Here is an 18,366-nt window from a genome sequence, read left to right as displayed (position 1 = left end):
TTGTGTTAATTTAATTTTAGATTAAAATCGATAGTAATTTCATCTCCAGTTTTTATGGTTCCGAAAAGTGCTTTTGGTGGGGTTACTCCATAATCAGTCATTTTTAGTTTGTAAACTCCTTTTAAATATATATTGGTTCCTTTTTTATTAATGTTTGTAGGCACTGATACATTTTTAGTAACACCTGCAATGGTTAAATTTCCATTCAATTCTATATCAACCTCGCTGTTGTTTTCTTTTATAAGTTTTCCTTTTTTAAAAACAAAAGTGATATGTGGATATTCGTCTGATTTAAGCGCTTCATAGGTTAATTTATCCATTAACCGTTTACCACTTTTTATATTGGTAGATGTAATAGAAACATTAAGGCTTTCTATGTTTTTTGTATCATCTACATCATTTAAAACCATTGTAACACTTGGCTTTTCTACAGTGCTTTCCCAATTGTGCAGAGTTGAAGTTCCTTTTATTAAAACCTTACTTGGAAAAGTAATGGTAAGCTCTTTTTTTGAGACTGTTTTTTGGCTAAACAGAATATTTGTAGCCAAAAGCAAAATTAAAATTGTTATTGTTTTTTTCATGGTTTCTTTCATTTTGTACACCAAAGTTATACTGTAAATTCATCGTAAATAATGACAATTGTCATTGGATGATAACTTTGTTTTTGTATATTATTGATTGAAAATAATTTAATTTAATAGTGTTTTTTGTATTAAAAGCACAAAAATAAAACATGTTATTTCTTTTATATTATTAATAATTTAATTTTAAGAAAGGGTTACTTGCTAAAATTTTAAGAATAAAAAGGGTGAAAAAATCATCGATTTTTAGTACTTTCGCAACTGACAAAATAGGTGTAATGGCAAAGTTTGAATTAAAATTACCCAAGATGGGTGAGAGTGTTGCCGAGGCGACTATAACATCTTGGCTAAAAAACATAGGCGATACCGTTGAGCAAGATGAAGCTGTGGTAGAAATTGCAACAGATAAAGTAGATAGTGAGGTGCCTAGTGAGGTAGAAGGAAAGCTTGTTGAAATTTTATTTGAAAAAGATGCTGTAGTACAGGTTGGGCAAACCATCGCTATTATTGAAATGGAAGGAGAAGAAGAAAAATCTTCAACAGATAAGCCTGAAACTGAGCAAGGAGCTGTAGCAGCAGTAGAAAAAACGGTTGAAGTAGCAAAAGAAACCGTAAGTACCCCATCTTTAATTACTAAGACTTCTGAAACTGGAAAATTCTTTTCGCCTTTGGTTAGAAATATAGCTCAAACCGAAGGGGTTTCTATGCAAGAATTAGAAAGCATTTCGGGTACGGGAAAAGATGGTAGAGTTACAAAAACAGATATTTTATCTTATATAGAAAACAGGGGTAAAGTTTCTTCTTCAGCAGAGGTTTCTAAAATAAATTCTGAATCTATAAACGTAAAACCAGTTATTAAAAATACTCCTGTTACTATAAAAGAGGGCGATGAGGTTATACAAATGAGCCGTATGGGTAAATTGATAGCTAAGCATATGGTTGATTCTGTACAAATATCGGCACATGTACAATCGTTTATAGAAATAGATGTTACTAATATTGTTGTTTGGCGAAATAAGGTTAAAGACGCATTTTTTAAGAGAGAGGGTGAGAAATTAACCTTTACTCCAATTTTAATGCAAGCGGTGGCAGCTACAATAAAAAAATATCCGCTGATTAATATTTCTGTTGATGGAGATACTATTATAAAAAAGAAAAATATTAATTTAGGAATGGCTGCTGCGCTACCAGACGGAAATTTAATTGTACCGGTTATTAAAAATGCAGATCAATTAAATTTAGTTGGAATGACCAAACAAGTTAATGATTTGGCTAATCGTGCTAGAACTAATCAATTAAAACCTGATGAAATTCAAGATGGCACATATACAGTTACTAATGTTGGAAGTTTTGGTTCTGTAATGGGTACGCCAATTATTAATCAGCCTCAAGTAGCAATATTAGCATTAGGAGCGATAAGAAAAGTGCCTGCGGTTATAGAAACTCCAGAGGGTGATTTTATTGGGGTTAGACAAAAAATGTTTGTATCACATTCGTACGACCATAGGGTGGTTAATGGAGCTTTAGGAGGCATGTTTATTAAAACGTTAAAAGAAACGTTAGAAGCTTGGGATGTAAATCAAGATTTTTAGATTTTTATTAAAAATAATAATATATAAATATTATAAACACATAAAAAAAGGCTCGCAATTTGCGAGCCTTTTTTTATGTGTTTATAATAAAAGATACTATGCTAACATAGTAACAGGATTTTCGATGTAAGTTTTTAAGGTTTGTAAAAACTGTGCACCTACAGCTCCGTCAACAGTTCTGTGGTCACAAGCTAAAGTTAACATCATTGTGTTACCAACAACAATTTGACCATTTTTAACTACTGGTTTTTGCACAATAGCACCAACTGATAAAATTGCTGAATTTGGTTGGTTTATAATTGAGGTAAAACTTTCAATACCAAACATACCTAAGTTAGAAACCGTAAAAGTACTTCCTTGCATTTCGTTGGGTGCAATTTTCTTGTTTCTAGCTTTGTAAGCTAAATCTTTAACCGCTGCACCTATTTGTGTTAAACCTAGTGCATTGGTGTGTTTTACAACAGGCACTACTAATCCATCATCAACAGCAACCGCTATGCCTATATGTATGTGGTTGTGAAATAAAGTGTTATTGTCTGTCCAACTAGTATTTACTTGTGGGTGTTTTTGTAATGCCATAGCACAAGCTTTAACAACCATATCGTTAAAAGAAACTTTGGTGTCTGGGATTGCGTTTATTGTTTTACGAGAAGCAATTGCGTTATCCATATCTACCTCAATATTTAAATAAAAATGAGGTGCTGTGAATTTAGAATTACTTAGTGCTTTAGCAATAGCCTTACGCATTTGAGAGTTTTTAACTTCAGTTGTATTTTCTTCTCCTGCAATTGCAAAATTAGTAACTGCTGTTGGAGTTGAAGTACTAGCACTAGCTGATGCATTTGAGGTTTGAGCCTTAGCTGCAGGTGTGTAATTCTCTATATCTTTTTTAACAATACGCCCGTTTTCTCCAGAACCCTTAACCTCTGCTAGGTTAATTCCTTTGTCTTTAGCTATTTTTTTAGCTAATGGAGAGGCAAAAACTCTACCTGTATTTGTGTTTGAGGTTGTTTCTGTAGTTTGAGTAGGTTGTATGCTTGTATCTTCTTTAGTACTTGAAGTTTCAGGTTTTGGTTCGTTATTACGGGTTTGTAATAATGAGCCTGATTTTTGGCTTTCTATTACAGAAGACACGTCGGTACCTTCTTCACCAATAATAGCTAATAAACTATCTACAGGTGCTGTTTCGCCTTCTTGTACGCCAATATATAGTAATGTTCCTTCGTTAAAAGATTCAAATTCCATAGTGGCTTTATCGGTTTCTATCTCAGCTAAGATATCGCCTTCTTGAACTTTATCGCCTACTTTTTTTAACCAAGAAGCTACAGTACCTTCTTCCATAGTATCGCTTAAACGAGGCATTGTAACAATAACAACTCCTTCAGGTATAGCTGTTGTACTGGTTTCTTTAGAAGAATTACTTGTTGTATTTTCAGAAGCTTTTGTTTCTTTTTTGTCGGTACTTTCTTTTTCAGAAGAATCAACGCCATTTAGTAAAGCAGAAAAGTCTTCACCCTTTTCACCAATAATAGCTAATAAACTATCTACAGGGGCAGTTTCACCTTCTTGTACACCAATGTGTAAAAGTGTACCTTCATGAAAAGATTCAAACTCCATAGTCGCTTTGTCAGTTTCTATTTCTGCTAAAATATCGCCTTCTTCAACTTTGTCTCCTACTTTTTTTAACCATTTTGCCACAACACCTTCTTCCATAGTGTCGCTTAAACGAGGCATATTTACTATTGTAGCCATATTTTATCGAATAAAAGGGTAATTTTTTTGTTCATAAACCATATCGTATAACTGTTGTGTTTCTGGATATGGAGATTCTTCTGCGAACTTTTCGCATTCTTTTACTAAATTTTTCACATCGTTATTAATTGCTTCAATTTCATCGTCAGAAGCATATTTTTTTTCTTTAATAACGTCTAGTACTTGAGTAATTGGGTCGATTTTTTTGTATTCTTCAACCTCTTCTTTTGTACGGTATTTTTGAGCATCACTCATAGAGTGACCTCTATAACGATAAGTTTTCATTTCTAAGAAAGTTGGTCCATCTCCACGTCTAGCTCGTTCGATAGCTTCATTAACTGCTTCGGCAACCTTTACGGGGTTCATTCCGTCAACAGGACCACAAGGCATTTCGTAACCTAAACCTAGTTTCCAAATATCGGTGTGGTTTGCAGTTCTTTCTACCGAGGTACCCATGGCATATCCATTGTTTTCAACGATAAAAATAACAGGTAATTTCCAGTTCATTGCCATGTTAAATGTTTCGTGTAATGATCCTTGGCGGGCAGCACCATCTCCAAAATAAGTTAAAGTAACTGCATCACTTCCTTTATATTTATCGGCAAAGGCAATACCTGCACCTAATGGAATTTGACCACCAACAATTCCGTGGCCTCCATAAAAACCATGTTTTTTAGAAAAAATATGCATAGACCCTCCCATACCATGAGAAGTACCTGTTACTTTACCATATAATTCTGCCATAACTCGTCTTGGGTCTTCGCCCATTCCTATGGGTTGAACGTGGTTACGGTAAGCTGTAATCATTTTATCTTTTGATAAATCCATGGCATGCAATGCACCTGCTAAAACAGCTTCTTGACCATTATATAAATGTAGAAACCCCCTTACTTTTTGTTGAATATAAACAGCGGCTAATTTATCTTCGAACTTGCGCCAAAGAAGCATGTCTTTATACCAATTTAAATAGGTCTCTTTGGTTATTTTTTTCATTTTAAATTGTTTGTTTTATGTGTATATAGATACTTTATTTTTTTTATAAAATAGCGCAACAAAAGTAGTAGTTTTTGTCAACTTAAAAAAGAGTTTGCTAAAGAAGTATAAAAAAAATAAAAAAAGCTATTTTGCTTTTGTAATAGCAATGCTAGCTTTGGCTCCTGTGGCAAGTTCCCATTGGTTAGAAGAAATTAAATTACCACTATCGTCATAGACTTTAAAAGCTGCAGTGTTAGGACCAGAAGTGCCTTGGTTTAAAGCCTTAAAGGCAATAATGTTTTGCCCAATTTGTAATGGAATTTTAAAACTTTGATACCCACTTACCAATGTTATGTTATATACAACGGGTATACCATTGTGGTAGATAGTTACTCGATCATTATCGGGTTGCTGAAAATCTCGACAATACACTTTCACATATTTAGAATCGCTTCTAAAACTTCCTAGGTTTTGGTCTATAACGGCATATTGTCCATTTATTTTTTTATAGTTTTGGCTAAATCGTTCTTTTGCTATTTTGGCGCTACTTACAATGCCTTTGTTCTCAAAATCTCTTTGAGCTTGTGCTTTTTGCTGTTCTTTTTGTTGCTCTTGATGTGCTGTTTTAAACCCATTTTCGGGGTCTAAATTTAGTGAATTGGGTTTTGTAATTGTTTTAGCAGGGGTCTCAATTATTCCTATTGAAGCATCATTGCTTTTAGTTAATCCGTTTGAGTTGTCTAGCTGTGCAAAACTTTTGGTAAGAGTTGCAAACAGAAATAATATTAAAAAAAGCGGCAATAATTTCATACTAAAATTTATATAGCAAAGATAATGCCGATTGAATAGTTTTGTCTTTATAAATTGTTAAAAATTGCAGGGTTTACAATGTTTAATGAGTATCTTGTTTTATAGGGAAATCAAAATAAGTATTTGGAAAAGGTTCGTTACGTAATGTAAAATGCCACCACTCATTAATATAAGGTCTAAAACCGTGTTTACGCATAAGTTGTTGTAATAATTGACGGTTTTCTTTTTGTTGCTTTGTAAGTTTTTGATAGTTAAGGTGTGATGAAATTCCGAAGAAATCGTACGGGCTACCCATGTCTAACTCTTCGCCTGTGTTTTTATTAACAATCGTTAAGTCTATAGTGCTGCCTCTTGAGTGCCCTGATTTTGATGCAATGTAGCCTAGTTTAAATAAGTAGCGTTTGTTTATTTTTGGATAGTATTGCTGTTTCATTAAGGTGTCGTTTATTACATGAGCCCATTTCACAAAATGATTTACAGCGGTTTGAGGTCTGTAAGCATCAAAAATTTTTAAACTTAATTTTTTGTCAATTAATTCAGCTTGTACTTTTTTTAGTGCTTTAGCAGCTAAAGCAGTTGTGATAATTGTGCTTTCTTCATATCCATCAATAGGAATTCCTACAAAATTATTATGAGAGCAATACCGTAATTCAGACTGAATGCTAGGGGCAATTTCATTTAAATATACAAATCCTTTAGGTAAGTTTTGGGTATTTCCTTTTATAGCAAATAGTAGTATTAATAAAAGTGTAACTAAGAATTTTTTCATTATTCAAATTTACAAAAAATGTATAGTTTAAAAAATGAGGGTAGTTTTTATGGAAGTTATGTGTTTTTTAACATTCAATTTGTTAAAGGGTTTTAATTTTTTCTTAATTTTGTGGTCTTATGAAAGCATTTTTACGTAAAATAGTATCTGTATTAATGGCGGTTGTGGTTTTATTCTCTACAATGTCATTTACTATAGATATGCATTTTTGTGGAGATACTTTAGTAGCAACTTCAGTTGTTAAAAAAGCTGAAACGTGCGGAATGGAGAAACAAAATTCTTCAAACCAAGATTGTACGGTAACTAAGAAAGACTGTTGTAGAAACGAACAAACAGTAGTAAAAGGTCAAAACCAATTAGAGTTACCAACTTATAAAGTAGTTTTTCATAAACAATTATTAGCAGTTGCCTTTGTTTATGCCTACACTACAGTATTTAAAGAGTTACAAAATAAAGTAATTCTTTTCAAAAATTATATACCGCCTTTGGTCGTCAAAGACATTCATGTGCTTGACGAAACCTATTTAATTTGATTTTTTAGACAATAAAAAAATAATCTTTATGGCTTGCTATAAGGGTTATGTTGTTGTATATGGTATTTTTTTATACCTAAGTTTAATTGTTTAAAAAAATCAAAATCAATGCTAAATAAAAGCATCAAATTTTTAATAGAAAATAAACTTGTAGCTGTATTATTACTTGTTTTATTTATAGGGTGGGGAATTGTTCATGCACCTTTTAATTGGGATACGGGTATTTTACCAAGTAACCCTGTTGCAGTAGACGCTATTCCTGATATTGGTGAAAATCAACAAATAGTATTTACCAAATGGGATGGTCGTTCACCACAAGATATAGAAGATCAAATAACTTATCCATTAACTACATCGCTCTTAGGAATTTCGGGAGTTAAAACCATTCGTAGTTCTTCAATGTTTGGGTTTTCAAGCATTTATATAATTTTTGATGAAAATGTAGATTTTTATTGGAGTAGAAGTCGAATTCTTGAAAAACTAAATTCATTACCAGACAAATTATTGCCAGAAGGGGTAAAACCCTCATTAGGACCAGACGCAACTGGGTTAGGTCAAATATTTTGGTATACCCTTGAAGGGCGTGATGAAAAAGGAAATGTAACAGGAGGCTGGGATTTACATGAATTAAGAAGTGTTCAAGACTATTATATTAAGTACGCCTTATCTTCTGCTAGTGGAGTGTCAGAGGTGGCTTCTATTGGAGGTTACGAGCAAGAATATCAGGTAGATGTAAATCCAGAGTTAATGCGACAATACCATATTGGTTTAAACCAAGTGGTAAAAGCAATAAAAGAGAGCAATAAAGATATTGGGGCTCAAACGGTTGAAATTAATAAAGTTGAGTATCTGGTACGTGGTTTAGGATACATTAAATCTATTGCAGATATAGAAAATGCAGTAGTAACATCTGACAATTTTACCACCATAAAAATAAAAGATATTGCCAAAGTTTCACTAGGCCCAAAGCAAAGGCGAGGTATATTAGATAAAGAAGGTGCTGAAGTGGTTGGTGGTGTAGTGGTTTCTCGTTATGGTGCTAATCCATTAGAGGTTATTAATAATGTAAAAGAAAAAATTAAAAAAATAAGCTCGGGGTTACCGTCAAAAAAATTAAAAGATGGACGAACTTCGCAACTTACCATTGTACCTTTTTATGATAGAACAGAGCTTATTAAAGAAACCCTAGGTACTCTCGATGAAGCATTAACCTTAGAAATTTTAATTACCATTTTGGTTATCATTGTAATGGTGTTTAATCTTAGAGCATCTATTTTAATTTCGGGCTTATTACCTGTTGCCGTTTTAATGGTTTTTATAGCGATGAAATTTTTTGGAGTAGATGCGAATATTGTAGCTCTTTCTGGTATTGCTATTGCTATTGGTACGATGGTCGATGTGGGGGTAATTCTGTCTGAAAACATTATCAGGCATTTAGATGAAGATGATAAAAACACACCAATAAATAAAGTGGTTTACAATGCTACAGCAGAAGTTTCAGGAGCAATAGTAACAGCGGTATTAACAACCATTATTAGTTTTATTCCAGTATTTACTATGATTGGGGCAGAAGGTAAATTATTTAGACCTTTAGCCTTTACCAAAACATTTGCACTTGTTTCTTCTATTATAGTTGCTTTGTTTTTAATTCCGCCATTTGCAGCATTTTTATTTAAAAGAAAAAAAATTGAAAAACAAGTTGCTTATTTTTTCAATGGTCTTTTAGTTTTAATAGGAATTATTGCAATCGTATTTGGTTATTGGCTAGGAGGTATTTTAATTGCATTTGGTGTTGCTGCGATTTTAAAGCTTCTAGATAAAATAACTGCAAAACAAGCTAATATAGCAAATATTGTAATTTCGACTCTAGCAATTGTTTTTCTACTAGCTGAATATTGGAGACCTTTAGGAGTTGATAAAAATATTTTTTGGAATCTTGTTTTTGTAGGAATAGTTTGTTTTGGGCTACTAGGCTTTTTCGCTATTTTTAGAAGATATTATACCCGTATTTTAAATTGGGCTTTAGAAAATAAAGTCTTGTTTTTATCTATTCCTATTGTCATTGTTATTTGTGGATTTTTAATTATGAAAAATACAGGAAAAGAATTTATGCCTTCTTTAAACGAGGGGTCTTTTCTGTTAATGCCAACTTCGTTACCACATGCAGGAATAGAAGAAAATAAACATGTTTTACAACAATTAGATATGGCAGTGGCTAATATTCCTGAAATTAAAACTGTGGTCGGAAAGGCGGGTAGAGTAGAGTCGTCTTTAGACCCTGCACCGCTATCGATGTATGAAAACATGATTCAGTATAAACCAGAATATATGTTGAACACAAACGGTCAACGACAACGGTATAAAGTTAATGACGATGGCTTTTTTGTGTTAAAAGACGGGCGTTTGGTTTATAATAAAAATAATGAGGTTAATTTAAATAAAACTAAAGCAAATGTTATTACAGATACACATGATATAACATCTGAAATGCTTATAGAGGATAATCAAGGAGAGTTTTTCCGTAATTGGCGTCCTAATATAAAATCACCCGATGATATTTGGAAAGAAATTGTAAACGTTACGAAACTACCAGGTGTAACTTCAGCACCAAAATTACAGCCCATTGAAACCCGTTTAGTAATGCTGCAAACAGGTATGCGGGCACCGATGGGAATTAAAATTAAAGGACAAAATTTAAAACAAATTGAAGCCTTTGGCGTGCAGTTAGAATCTATTTTAAAACAAGTTGAAGGCGTAAAAAAAGAAGCTGTATTTGCAGATCGAATAGTAGGAAAACCCTATTTGTTAATTAACATAGATAGAGAAAAATTAGCACGTTACGGAATATCTATCGAAAACGTACAAGATGTTTTAAAAGTAGCCGTTGGTGGTAAGGTTTTAACACAAACCGTTGAGGGTAGAGAGCGTTATGGGGTGCGAGTGCGTTATCCAAGAGAATTACGAGCAAATCCAACAGATTTACGAAAAATTTATATTCCTGTAGCTAAAGGTAATTCGGTACCATTGAGTGAATTGGCAAGTATAACGTATCAACAAGGAGCACAAGTGATTAAAAGTGAAGATACTTTTTTAGTGGGCTACGTATTATTTGATAAGTTAAGCAATTACCCTGAAGTTAACGTAGTAGAAAATGCACAAAAGTATATTCAGAAAAAAATAAATGATGGTAGCTTAATAGTGCCTAAAGGCATTAGTTATGAGTTTACAGGAACTTATGAAAATCAACTTCGTGCAGAAAAAACACTTTCCGTAGTTGTGCCATTAGCATTACTGATTATCTTTTTGATTTTGTATTTTCAATTTCGTTCAGTAGCTACCTCTTTAATGGTATTTAGTGGAATTGCTGTAGCTTTTTCAGGAGGATTTTTAATGATTTGGCTTTATGGTCAAGATTGGTTTTTTAACATAAATCTTTTCGGAAAAAATTTACGAGATGTTTTTCAGATGCATCCAATTAATTTAAGTGTTGCTGTTTGGGTTGGGTTTATTGCATTATTTGGTATTGCAACCGATGACGGAGTTGTTATTGCTACTTATTTAACACAAATATTTGAGAAAAAATCACCTCAAAATAAAAAGGAAATTAGAGCGGCAGTAGTACAAGCAGGTGAAAAACGAATCCGTCCTTGTTTAATGACAACAGCTACCACCATTTTAGCTTTATTACCCGTGCTTACGTCGACAGGAAGAGGAAGTGATATTATGATTCCTATGGCAATTCCAAGTTTTGGAGGTATGCTTATTGCTTTAATTACCTTATTTGTTGTGCCTGTTTTATATAGTTGGCGAGCAGAGTTGAAAATTAAAAGCAAATAAACTTACAGCAAACAATACTAAAATTTAAAAAATTATGAATAGTATTTTTAAAAATATAAAATTAACCCGATTAAGTTTTTTTAGCGTAAAGTCTTTAGAATGTAACTTTAAATTATCATTTTCAAATATCCAACTGCTGTTAGTATTATTGTTTTTTGGTGCTTATGGATATTCTCAAAATTTACAAGGGTATATTAACGAAGCATTAGCTAATAGCCCAGAGATTAAAAAATTTGAGTTACAACATAAAAGAGTTGAAGAGAAAGTAAATGAAGTTAATACATTACCTAATACACAGTTTGGGGTAGGATATTTTATAAGCGAACCAGAAACACGAACAGGGGCGCAACGTTTTAAAGTTTCGGCAAAACAAATGTTACCTGCTTTTGGTATTATTACTGCTAGAGAAAATTATGTTGATGCGTTAGCCGATGCTGTTTTTGAAGAAGTAGCTGTGGCTAAAAGAAAATTAATAGCTTCTGTATCAAAATCGTATTATAATTTATATGCTTTAAAAGCAAAGCAAGTGGTTTTAGATGAAAATATAAATTTATTAAACACGTATGAAAAATTAGCATTAACTTCGGTTGAGTCGGGTAAAGCATCTGCAGTAGATGTGTTACGGCTGCAGATGAGGCAAAACGAATTGGTACAACAAAAGCAAGTTTTAGAGCAAGGTTATTTAGCAGAACAAACCGCTTTTAATAAGTTGTTAAATAGAGATAAAACTATATCCGTAAAAGTTGTAGATAATCTGCCAATGCCGTTGAGCGATGAGCTATTTGATAGTAAAAAACTGACTTTACACCCAGAATTGTTAAAATACGATAAACTGTATTTATCTGTAAAACAATCAGAACTCATAAACCAAAAAGATCGCCAACCTATGTTAGGTTTTGGGCTCGATTATGTAGCTGTTTCTAAAAGACCAAATATGAATTTTAATGATAACGGAAAAGATATTATCATGCCTATGATTAGTATTTCTATTCCAATATTTAGCAATAAAAATAAATCGAAAACCCAACAAAACAAGTTAAAACAGCAAGAAATTTTAGCTGAAAAAGAAAATCGGTTAAATGTGTTAGAGGCTATGCTTGACAAGGCTGTTAAAAATAGTAATTCAGCAAAAATAAGCTATACTACTCAAGCCAAAAATTTAAAACAAGCTAGAGATGCTGAAACAATTTTAATTAAGAGTTATCAAACAGGTACCATTGATTTTAACGATGTTTTAGACGTGCAGGCATTACAGCTAAAATTTCAAATAAATCAAATTGAAGCGGTTAAAAGCTATTATATGCAAACTACAATTATTAATTATTTAACAAAATAAAAAAGGAAATAATAAAAAGCGTAACTTTACTACTCTTTTCTTTTATGAACTTTACAACTAATTGAAGTTAAGTAAAATAGAAAATAAAAATTGCTATTAAATAAAATAACCTCACTATAAAAAATAAAAAAAATGAGACATACATATGAAATTGAAGGAATGACCTGCAATGGGTGCCGCAAACATGTAGAAGAAACTCTTTTAAAAGTTAAAGGAGTTTCAAAAGCAACGGTAGATTTAGCAAAAGAACAAGCGATAATTGAAATGGAAAAACATATTCCTATAGAAACATTTCAAAAAGCGTTAAAAGAAGACAGTGGTGATCGTTACCATATTTATAATCAAGGAGAAAAACCGCTAAAAACTTCGTTAACAAAGAAGAAAGAAGCTCATAAAAAATCTTCTAAAACAAGTGGTGAATCGGGTGTTTTTTATTGTCCAATGCATTGCGAAGGCGATAAAACTTATGATAAACTAGGAGATTGCCCTGTTTGTGGTATGGATTTGGTTGAAGAGCAAAATACAACTAGCTCAACAGCGGTACTATGGACCTGTCCAATGCATCCTCAAATTATTAGAGATCAAGCGGGGTCTTGTCCTATTTGTGGTATGGATTTAATACCCTTACAACCTAGTCTTTCTGCTGAAGAAAAAACATATAAAACACTTTTGAAAAAATTTAAGGTTGCTATAGCATTTACCCTACCTATTTTTTTAATTGCAATGAGCGAAATGCTTACGAATAATCCGTTGTTTAAAATGATGGATCAGAAATACTGGAATTGGGTACAGTTTGTTTTATCTATTCCAGTAGTATTTTATGCAACTTGGATGTTTTTTCAGCGAGCTTATCGTAGTATTAAAACGGCTAACCTAAATATGTTTACCCTTATAGGTATAGGGGCAGGTGTTTCTTGGGGGTTTAGTGTTTTTGGCTTGTTATTTCCAGAGGTTTTTCCCCCAGAGTTTAAATCAGCATCGGGTGCGGTTAACGTATATTTTGAAGCAGCTACAGTTATATTAACCTTGGTGCTTTTAGGTCAGTTGTTAGAAGCTCGTGCACATAGTAAAACAAACTCTGCTGTAAAAGAATTGCTAAAATTGGCACCTAATAAAGCTTTGAAAATGGTAGATGGTGAAGCTGTTGAAGTAAGTATAGATAGTATAATGATAAACGATATTCTAAAAGTAAAACCTGGAGATAAAATTCCTGTAGATGGTGTAATAACTCAAGGATCAACTAGTGTCGATGAATCTATGATTACTGGGGAACCTATTCCAGTAAATAAATCAGAAAATGATAAAGTAACTAGTGGTACCATTAATGGCAATCAATCGTTTTTAATGAAAGCCGAAAAAGTGGGTACTGACACGCTACTATCTCAAATTATTAAGATGGTTAATAACGCTAGTAGAAGTCGTGCTCCAATTCAAAATTTAGCAGATAAAGTTTCGGGATATTTTGTTCCAATTGTTATCGGAATTTCTATAATTACCTTTTTTGTATGGTTAATTTGGGGGCCAGAACCTGCTGATGTTTATGCGTTAGTCAATGCAATTGCAGTGTTAATTATTGCGTGTCCTTGTGCTTTAGGATTAGCAACACCTATGTCGGTAATGGTGGGTGTAGGTAAAGGTGCTCAAAATGGGGTATTAATAAAAAATGCTGAAGCCTTACAAAAAATGAATACAGTAGATACCCTTATTGTTGATAAAACAGGTACAATTACTCAAGGTAGACCAACTGTAGAAAAAATAGATACGTGTAATGATGCTTATCAAAGTAGTACTGTTTTAAATTACATGACCTCTATAAATAGTAATAGCGAGCATCCTTTGGCAGAAGCAACTGTAAATTACGGAAAAGCAAATCATGCTAAAATTTTAGAAGTAACAGATTTTAATGCAGTAACAGGTAAAGGAGTTGAAGCAACCATTGATGCTAAAAAAGTAGTCTTAGGAAATGCTAAAATGATGGAATATGCTCATGCCGAAATTCCTTCTAAAATATTAAAAGAAGTAGAAGAATATCAAAAACAAGGTAAAACGGTTTCTTTTTTAGCTATAGATAAAATTTTAGCTGCTTATGTGGTTATAGGAGATGAAATAAAGAAAACTAGTGCAAAGGCTATTAAAGATTTGCAAAAAAAAGGTATTGAAGTTATTATGCTAACAGGCGATAACTATAATACCGCTAAGGCTGTGGCTACAGAATTACATTTGTCAGATTTTAAGGCGGGTATGTTACCTGAAAATAAACTAGAAGAAGTTGAAAAATTACAGAAGCAAGGTAAAGTAGTAGCTGTAGCGGGTGATGGTATTAATGATGCGCCTGCATTAGCAAAAAGTGATGTGGGTATTGCAATGGGAACAGGAACCGACGTAGCTATAGAAAGTGCCATGATAACTTTAGTAGAAGGAAACTTAAAAGGAATTGTGAAAGCACGAAATTTAAGTAATGCTGTAATGAAAAACATTAAGCAAAACTTATTTTTTGCACTTATTTATAACACCATAGGTATACCAATTGCTGCAGGGGTTTTATTTCCTTTTTTCGGAATTTTATTATCACCTATGATAGCCGCTTTAGCCATGAGTTTTAGTTCAGTTTCAGTAATAGCAAACGCACTTCGGTTAAGAAGTGTAAAAATTTAAAAATAAAAAGTTAAACGTAAATTTAATTAAGTGAAAAAAAATATAATATATATAGGAATTTTAGTCTTTGGAGTCGTTTTAGGATCATTTTTGTTTGGTAAAGGATTATCAAAACAAGAAGTAGCTCATAATCATTCAAAACAAGAAAAGACTAAACAAATGTGGACCTGTTCTATGCATCCACAAATTATGCAACCCGAACCAGGAAATTGTCCTATTTGTGGTATGGATTTAATACCCGCTAATACTGCAGGAGAAAGTTTAAGCTCTAGCCAATTTAAACTAACAAAAAATGCCATGGCTATAGCAAACATACAAACCTCTGTAGTGGGTACTAGTACAAGCAAAGATAATAGTGTAAAATTATCGGGTAAAATAACCGAAAATCAAGATGCTAATTTGGTACAAGCAAGTTATTTTTCAGGACGAATTGAGCGGTTGAATGTAAGCTCAGTTGGCGAAGAAGTTAAAAAAGGTCAGTTATTAGCAACAATTTATTCACCTGAATTATTTTCGGCACAGCAAGAACTAATTACGGCAGCTTCTTTAAAGCAATCTCAACCAGATTTGTATAAAGCTGTTCGCAATAAATTAAAATTGTGGAAAATTTCTGACAGCCAAATTAATCAAATTGAAGCATCGGGGCAGGTAAAACAAAATTTTCCAATATACGCTACTGTTTCAGGTACTGTTTCTGAAAAGCTGGTTGAACAAGGTGATTATGTAAAACAAGGCCAAGCACTGTTAAAAATAATGAATTTGAATACGGTTTGGGCTAATTTTGATGTATATGAAAATCAGATAAAACTATTTAAAAAAGGACAAGATATTATTGTAACTACAAAAGCCTATCCTAATGAAAAATATAAAACAAAGGTAGATTTTATAAATCCCGTATTAAATGCCCAAACACGTACTGTAGCTTTAAGAGTGGTGTTAAATAATAAAAATAAGATATTTAAACCAGGAATGTTTGTTGAGGGGCAAATTGAAGAGGGGGGGCATAACGCTAAAGAAGAAATAACGGTTCCTTCTTCAGCCGTTTTATGGACAGGAAAGCGATCTTTAGTATATGTTAAAACACAACCTAATCAACCTGTTTTTGAGATGCGTGAAGTGGTTTTAGGTAATAGAATAGGTGATACTTTTCAAGTATTAGAGGGGTTAAAAAATGGAGATGAAATTGTTACTAATGGTACGTTTACCGTAGATGCTGCTGCTCAACTACAAGGTAAAAAAAGTATGATGAATAAAGAAAATGGTAAGCAAGATAATAATAAGGCTATGGTTATGGAGCTCTCTAAAGATTTTCAAGAACAGTTTGTACATGCTATTCCGTCTTATTTACAACTTAAAGATGCTTTTGTTGAAAGTGATGTTGCTGAAGTAGCTGAAAATGCTCAAAAAACTTTGGGTAAATTAAAAAATATTAATCAAAAAAATATAACTAAAATGCTCAAAGCACACTTGTCTAAAAGTATTGAAATGTTAGCGTCGATAAGTCAAGCTAACAAGCTAGAAACACAAAGGTCTAATTTTGTTATTTTAAACGAAAACATAATAGCTATAGCTCAAAATCTTAAAAATGTAACACAGCCGCTTTATGTTCAAAAATGCCCTATGGCAAATAACGAAAAAGGGGCTGTTTGGTTAAGCGCCGAAAAAGAGATTAAAAATCCGTATTTTGGTAGCGCTATGTTAACCTGTGGAGAAGTAAAACAAACGATAAAGTAATAATTAATTAAATAATAAACAAATGAAAAAAGTAATTTTAAGTGCTGTTTTAATTGCGGTTGTAGGGTTTACAAGTTGTAAAAACAATACGCAAAAAAACGCTAAAGAGACAACTGAAATGGCTAAAACTGCTGCGATAACAAATTTATCTTTTGGTGTGAGAGGTAATTGTAAAACGTGTAAAAAAGCTATAGAAAAAGCAGTTAATAATGTTGATGGCGTTACCCATGCAGATTGGAATGTAGATAAAAAGAATATAACGGTGTCTTTCGATGCAAATAAAACAAATGAAACAGCAATTCATAATGCAATTGCAGCAGCAGGCTATGATACTGAAAAAGTAGCAGGTAGTAGTGAGGCATACAATAACCTACCTAAATGCTGTCAGTACGACCATGAAATGACAATGAATCAATAAAAAAGTGCAAAATTGTATAAATTTTGCTTTTTGATACGTTGCTTTATTTGTGTATAAAAACTAGGGTAATACTAAATAAAACAAATTTTTAAAATATCGGAAGGCAACTTCCGATATTTTAAAAATAGCGTATTGATAAATTATTATAATATGTTGTGTAAAGTAGCTTATGGTTTTTGTGCTTTTTTGTTATAAAAAATATAAGTAATACACTAAATTTACACTTTTAATTATACTAAATTAAATATGAAAATAGGCATTGTATGTTATCCTACCTTTGGAGGAAGTGGTGTTGTGGCTACAGAATTAGGCATGGCACTTGCTGATAAAGGTCATGAAGTTCATTTTATAACCTACAATCAACCTGTTCGGTTAGATTTTATATCGCATCGATTACATTTTCATGAAGTGTTATTAGAAGAATATCCGCTATTTCAATATCAACCTTACGAGTTAGCGTTATCTAGTAAAATGGTAGAAGTGGTAGAAAAATACGAGTTAGAAGTGTTGCATGTACACTATGCAATTCCGCATGCCTATGCAGCTTTTATGGCAAAAAAAATGTTGCAAGAAAAAGGCATAGGTGTTAAAGTAGTAACTACACTACATGGTACAGATATAACCTTAGTAGGTAGTCATCCAACATATAAAACAGCGGTAGAGTTTAGTATTAATAATTCAGATGTGGTTACTGCTGTTTCTAATAGTTTAAAAGCAGATACCTTACGTTTGTTTAATATACAAAAAGACATTAAAGTAGTATATAATTTTATTGATACTAAAAAGTATAATAAATTTCACGAAGAAGAGTGTAAACGAAATGCCTTAGCAAAATCATCAGAGCGAATAGTAACTCATATTAGTAATTTTAGACCCGTAAAGCGCACGGGAGATGTTATCAAAATATTTGCGAAGATTTCGCAAGAAATTCCTTCAAAATTATTAATGGTAGGTGATGGTCCTGAACGCTTTAAAGCAGAGCGGTTAACAAAAAAATATAACCTTTCTGATAAGGTTCTTTTTTTAGGGAATAGTGATGAGGTAGCCAAAATATTGTGTTTTTCAGATGTGTTTTTATTACCTTCTACAACCGAAAGTTTTGGGTTGGCTGCATTAGAGGCAATGGCTGCAGAAACACCAGTAATTTCTACCAATGCAGGTGGTTTACCTGAGGTAAATATTAACGGAAAAACGGGCTTTTTAAGTAATGTAGGCGCTGTTGACGATATGGCTAAAAATACAATAACTATTCTTAAAGACGATGAGGTTTTAGCAAGGTTTAAGCATAACGCCAAAGAACATGCTAAACAATTTTCATTAACAACGATTTTACCAGCTTACGAAGCTTTATATAAAAGCTGTAGTAAAAGTTGA

13 protein-coding genes are annotated in these 18,366 nt (G+C 32.6%); 8 read left to right on the top strand and 5 right to left on the bottom strand.

What is annotated here, in order from left to right; genetic code table 11:
* Nucleotides 1-5: 5 nt before the first annotated feature.
* Complete coding sequence (locus AB2B44_RS00640; RefSeq protein ID WP_369047626.1) at nucleotides 6-581, bottom strand: YceI family protein; 576 nt, start codon at nucleotides 579-581, stop codon at nucleotides 6-8.
* Between the two features lie 278 nt (nucleotides 582-859).
* On the opposite strand from AB2B44_RS00640, the gene AB2B44_RS00635 reads away from it, so the two are divergent.
* Nucleotides 860-2,173, top strand: coding sequence for a dihydrolipoamide acetyltransferase family protein (locus tag AB2B44_RS00635; RefSeq protein WP_369047625.1), 1,314 nt, complete (start codon nucleotides 860-862; stop codon nucleotides 2,171-2,173).
* Nucleotides 2,174-2,269: 96 nt separating this feature from the next.
* Here AB2B44_RS00635 and AB2B44_RS00630 read toward each other — a convergent pair whose 3' ends face one another.
* From AB2B44_RS00630 to AB2B44_RS00615, 4 genes are all read right to left on the bottom strand, one after another.
* A complete protein-coding gene (locus tag AB2B44_RS00630) occupies nucleotides 2,270-3,925 on the bottom strand; it encodes a pyruvate dehydrogenase complex dihydrolipoamide acetyltransferase (protein ID WP_369047624.1) in 1,656 nt (551 codons plus the stop codon).
* Nucleotides 3,926-3,928: 3 nt separating this feature from the next.
* Entirely contained in the window at nucleotides 3,929-4,918 is a 990-nt protein-coding gene (gene pdhA, locus AB2B44_RS00625) for a pyruvate dehydrogenase (acetyl-transferring) E1 component subunit alpha (RefSeq protein WP_369047623.1), read from the bottom strand.
* 126 nt (nucleotides 4,919-5,044) lie between these two features.
* A complete protein-coding gene (locus tag AB2B44_RS00620) occupies nucleotides 5,045-5,710 on the bottom strand; it encodes a hypothetical protein (protein ID WP_369047622.1) in 666 nt (221 codons plus the stop codon).
* Between the two features lie 82 nt (nucleotides 5,711-5,792).
* The gene (locus AB2B44_RS00615; protein ID WP_369047621.1) at nucleotides 5,793-6,479 is read right to left on the bottom strand and encodes a M15 family metallopeptidase; all 687 of its coding nucleotides are present in this window, start codon (nucleotides 6,477-6,479) and stop codon (nucleotides 5,793-5,795) included.
* A gap of 119 nt (nucleotides 6,480-6,598) precedes the next feature.
* Between AB2B44_RS00615 and AB2B44_RS00610 the strand changes: the two genes are divergently transcribed.
* The 7 genes from AB2B44_RS00610 to bshA all read left to right on the top strand — a co-directional run bounded on the left by AB2B44_RS00610 (nucleotide 6,599) and on the right by bshA (nucleotide 18,366).
* Nucleotides 6,599-7,012 (top strand): hypothetical protein, encoded by a 414-nt coding sequence (locus tag AB2B44_RS00610; protein ID WP_369047620.1) that lies wholly within the window; start codon nucleotides 6,599-6,601, stop codon nucleotides 7,010-7,012.
* A gap of 108 nt (nucleotides 7,013-7,120) precedes the next feature.
* A complete protein-coding gene (locus AB2B44_RS00605; protein ID WP_369047619.1) occupies nucleotides 7,121-10,849 on the top strand; it encodes an efflux RND transporter permease subunit in 3,729 nt (1,242 codons plus the stop codon).
* Between the two features lie 34 nt (nucleotides 10,850-10,883).
* Nucleotides 10,884-12,185 (top strand): TolC family protein, encoded by a 1,302-nt coding sequence (locus AB2B44_RS00600; protein WP_369047618.1) that lies wholly within the window; start codon nucleotides 10,884-10,886, stop codon nucleotides 12,183-12,185.
* A gap of 132 nt (nucleotides 12,186-12,317) precedes the next feature.
* Nucleotides 12,318-14,840, top strand: coding sequence for a heavy metal translocating P-type ATPase (locus AB2B44_RS00595; RefSeq protein WP_369047617.1), 2,523 nt, complete (start codon nucleotides 12,318-12,320; stop codon nucleotides 14,838-14,840).
* A gap of 30 nt (nucleotides 14,841-14,870) precedes the next feature.
* Complete coding sequence (locus AB2B44_RS00590; RefSeq protein WP_369047616.1) at nucleotides 14,871-16,574, top strand: efflux RND transporter periplasmic adaptor subunit; 1,704 nt, start codon at nucleotides 14,871-14,873, stop codon at nucleotides 16,572-16,574.
* 22 nt (nucleotides 16,575-16,596) lie between these two features.
* The gene (locus tag AB2B44_RS00585) at nucleotides 16,597-16,992 is read left to right on the top strand and encodes a heavy-metal-associated domain-containing protein (RefSeq protein WP_369047615.1); all 396 of its coding nucleotides are present in this window, start codon (nucleotides 16,597-16,599) and stop codon (nucleotides 16,990-16,992) included.
* 246 nt (nucleotides 16,993-17,238) lie between these two features.
* Nucleotides 17,239-18,366, top strand: coding sequence for an N-acetyl-alpha-D-glucosaminyl L-malate synthase BshA (gene bshA / locus AB2B44_RS00580; RefSeq protein WP_369047614.1), 1,128 nt, complete (start codon nucleotides 17,239-17,241; stop codon nucleotides 18,364-18,366).

It is taken from the genome of Tenacibaculum sp. UWU-22, assembly GCF_041021355.1.
GTDB lineage: Bacteria > Bacteroidota > Bacteroidia > Flavobacteriales > Flavobacteriaceae > Polaribacter.
The sequence above is the reverse complement of the archived record's forward strand: the minus strand, read 5'-3'. Positions and strand labels throughout refer to the sequence as shown.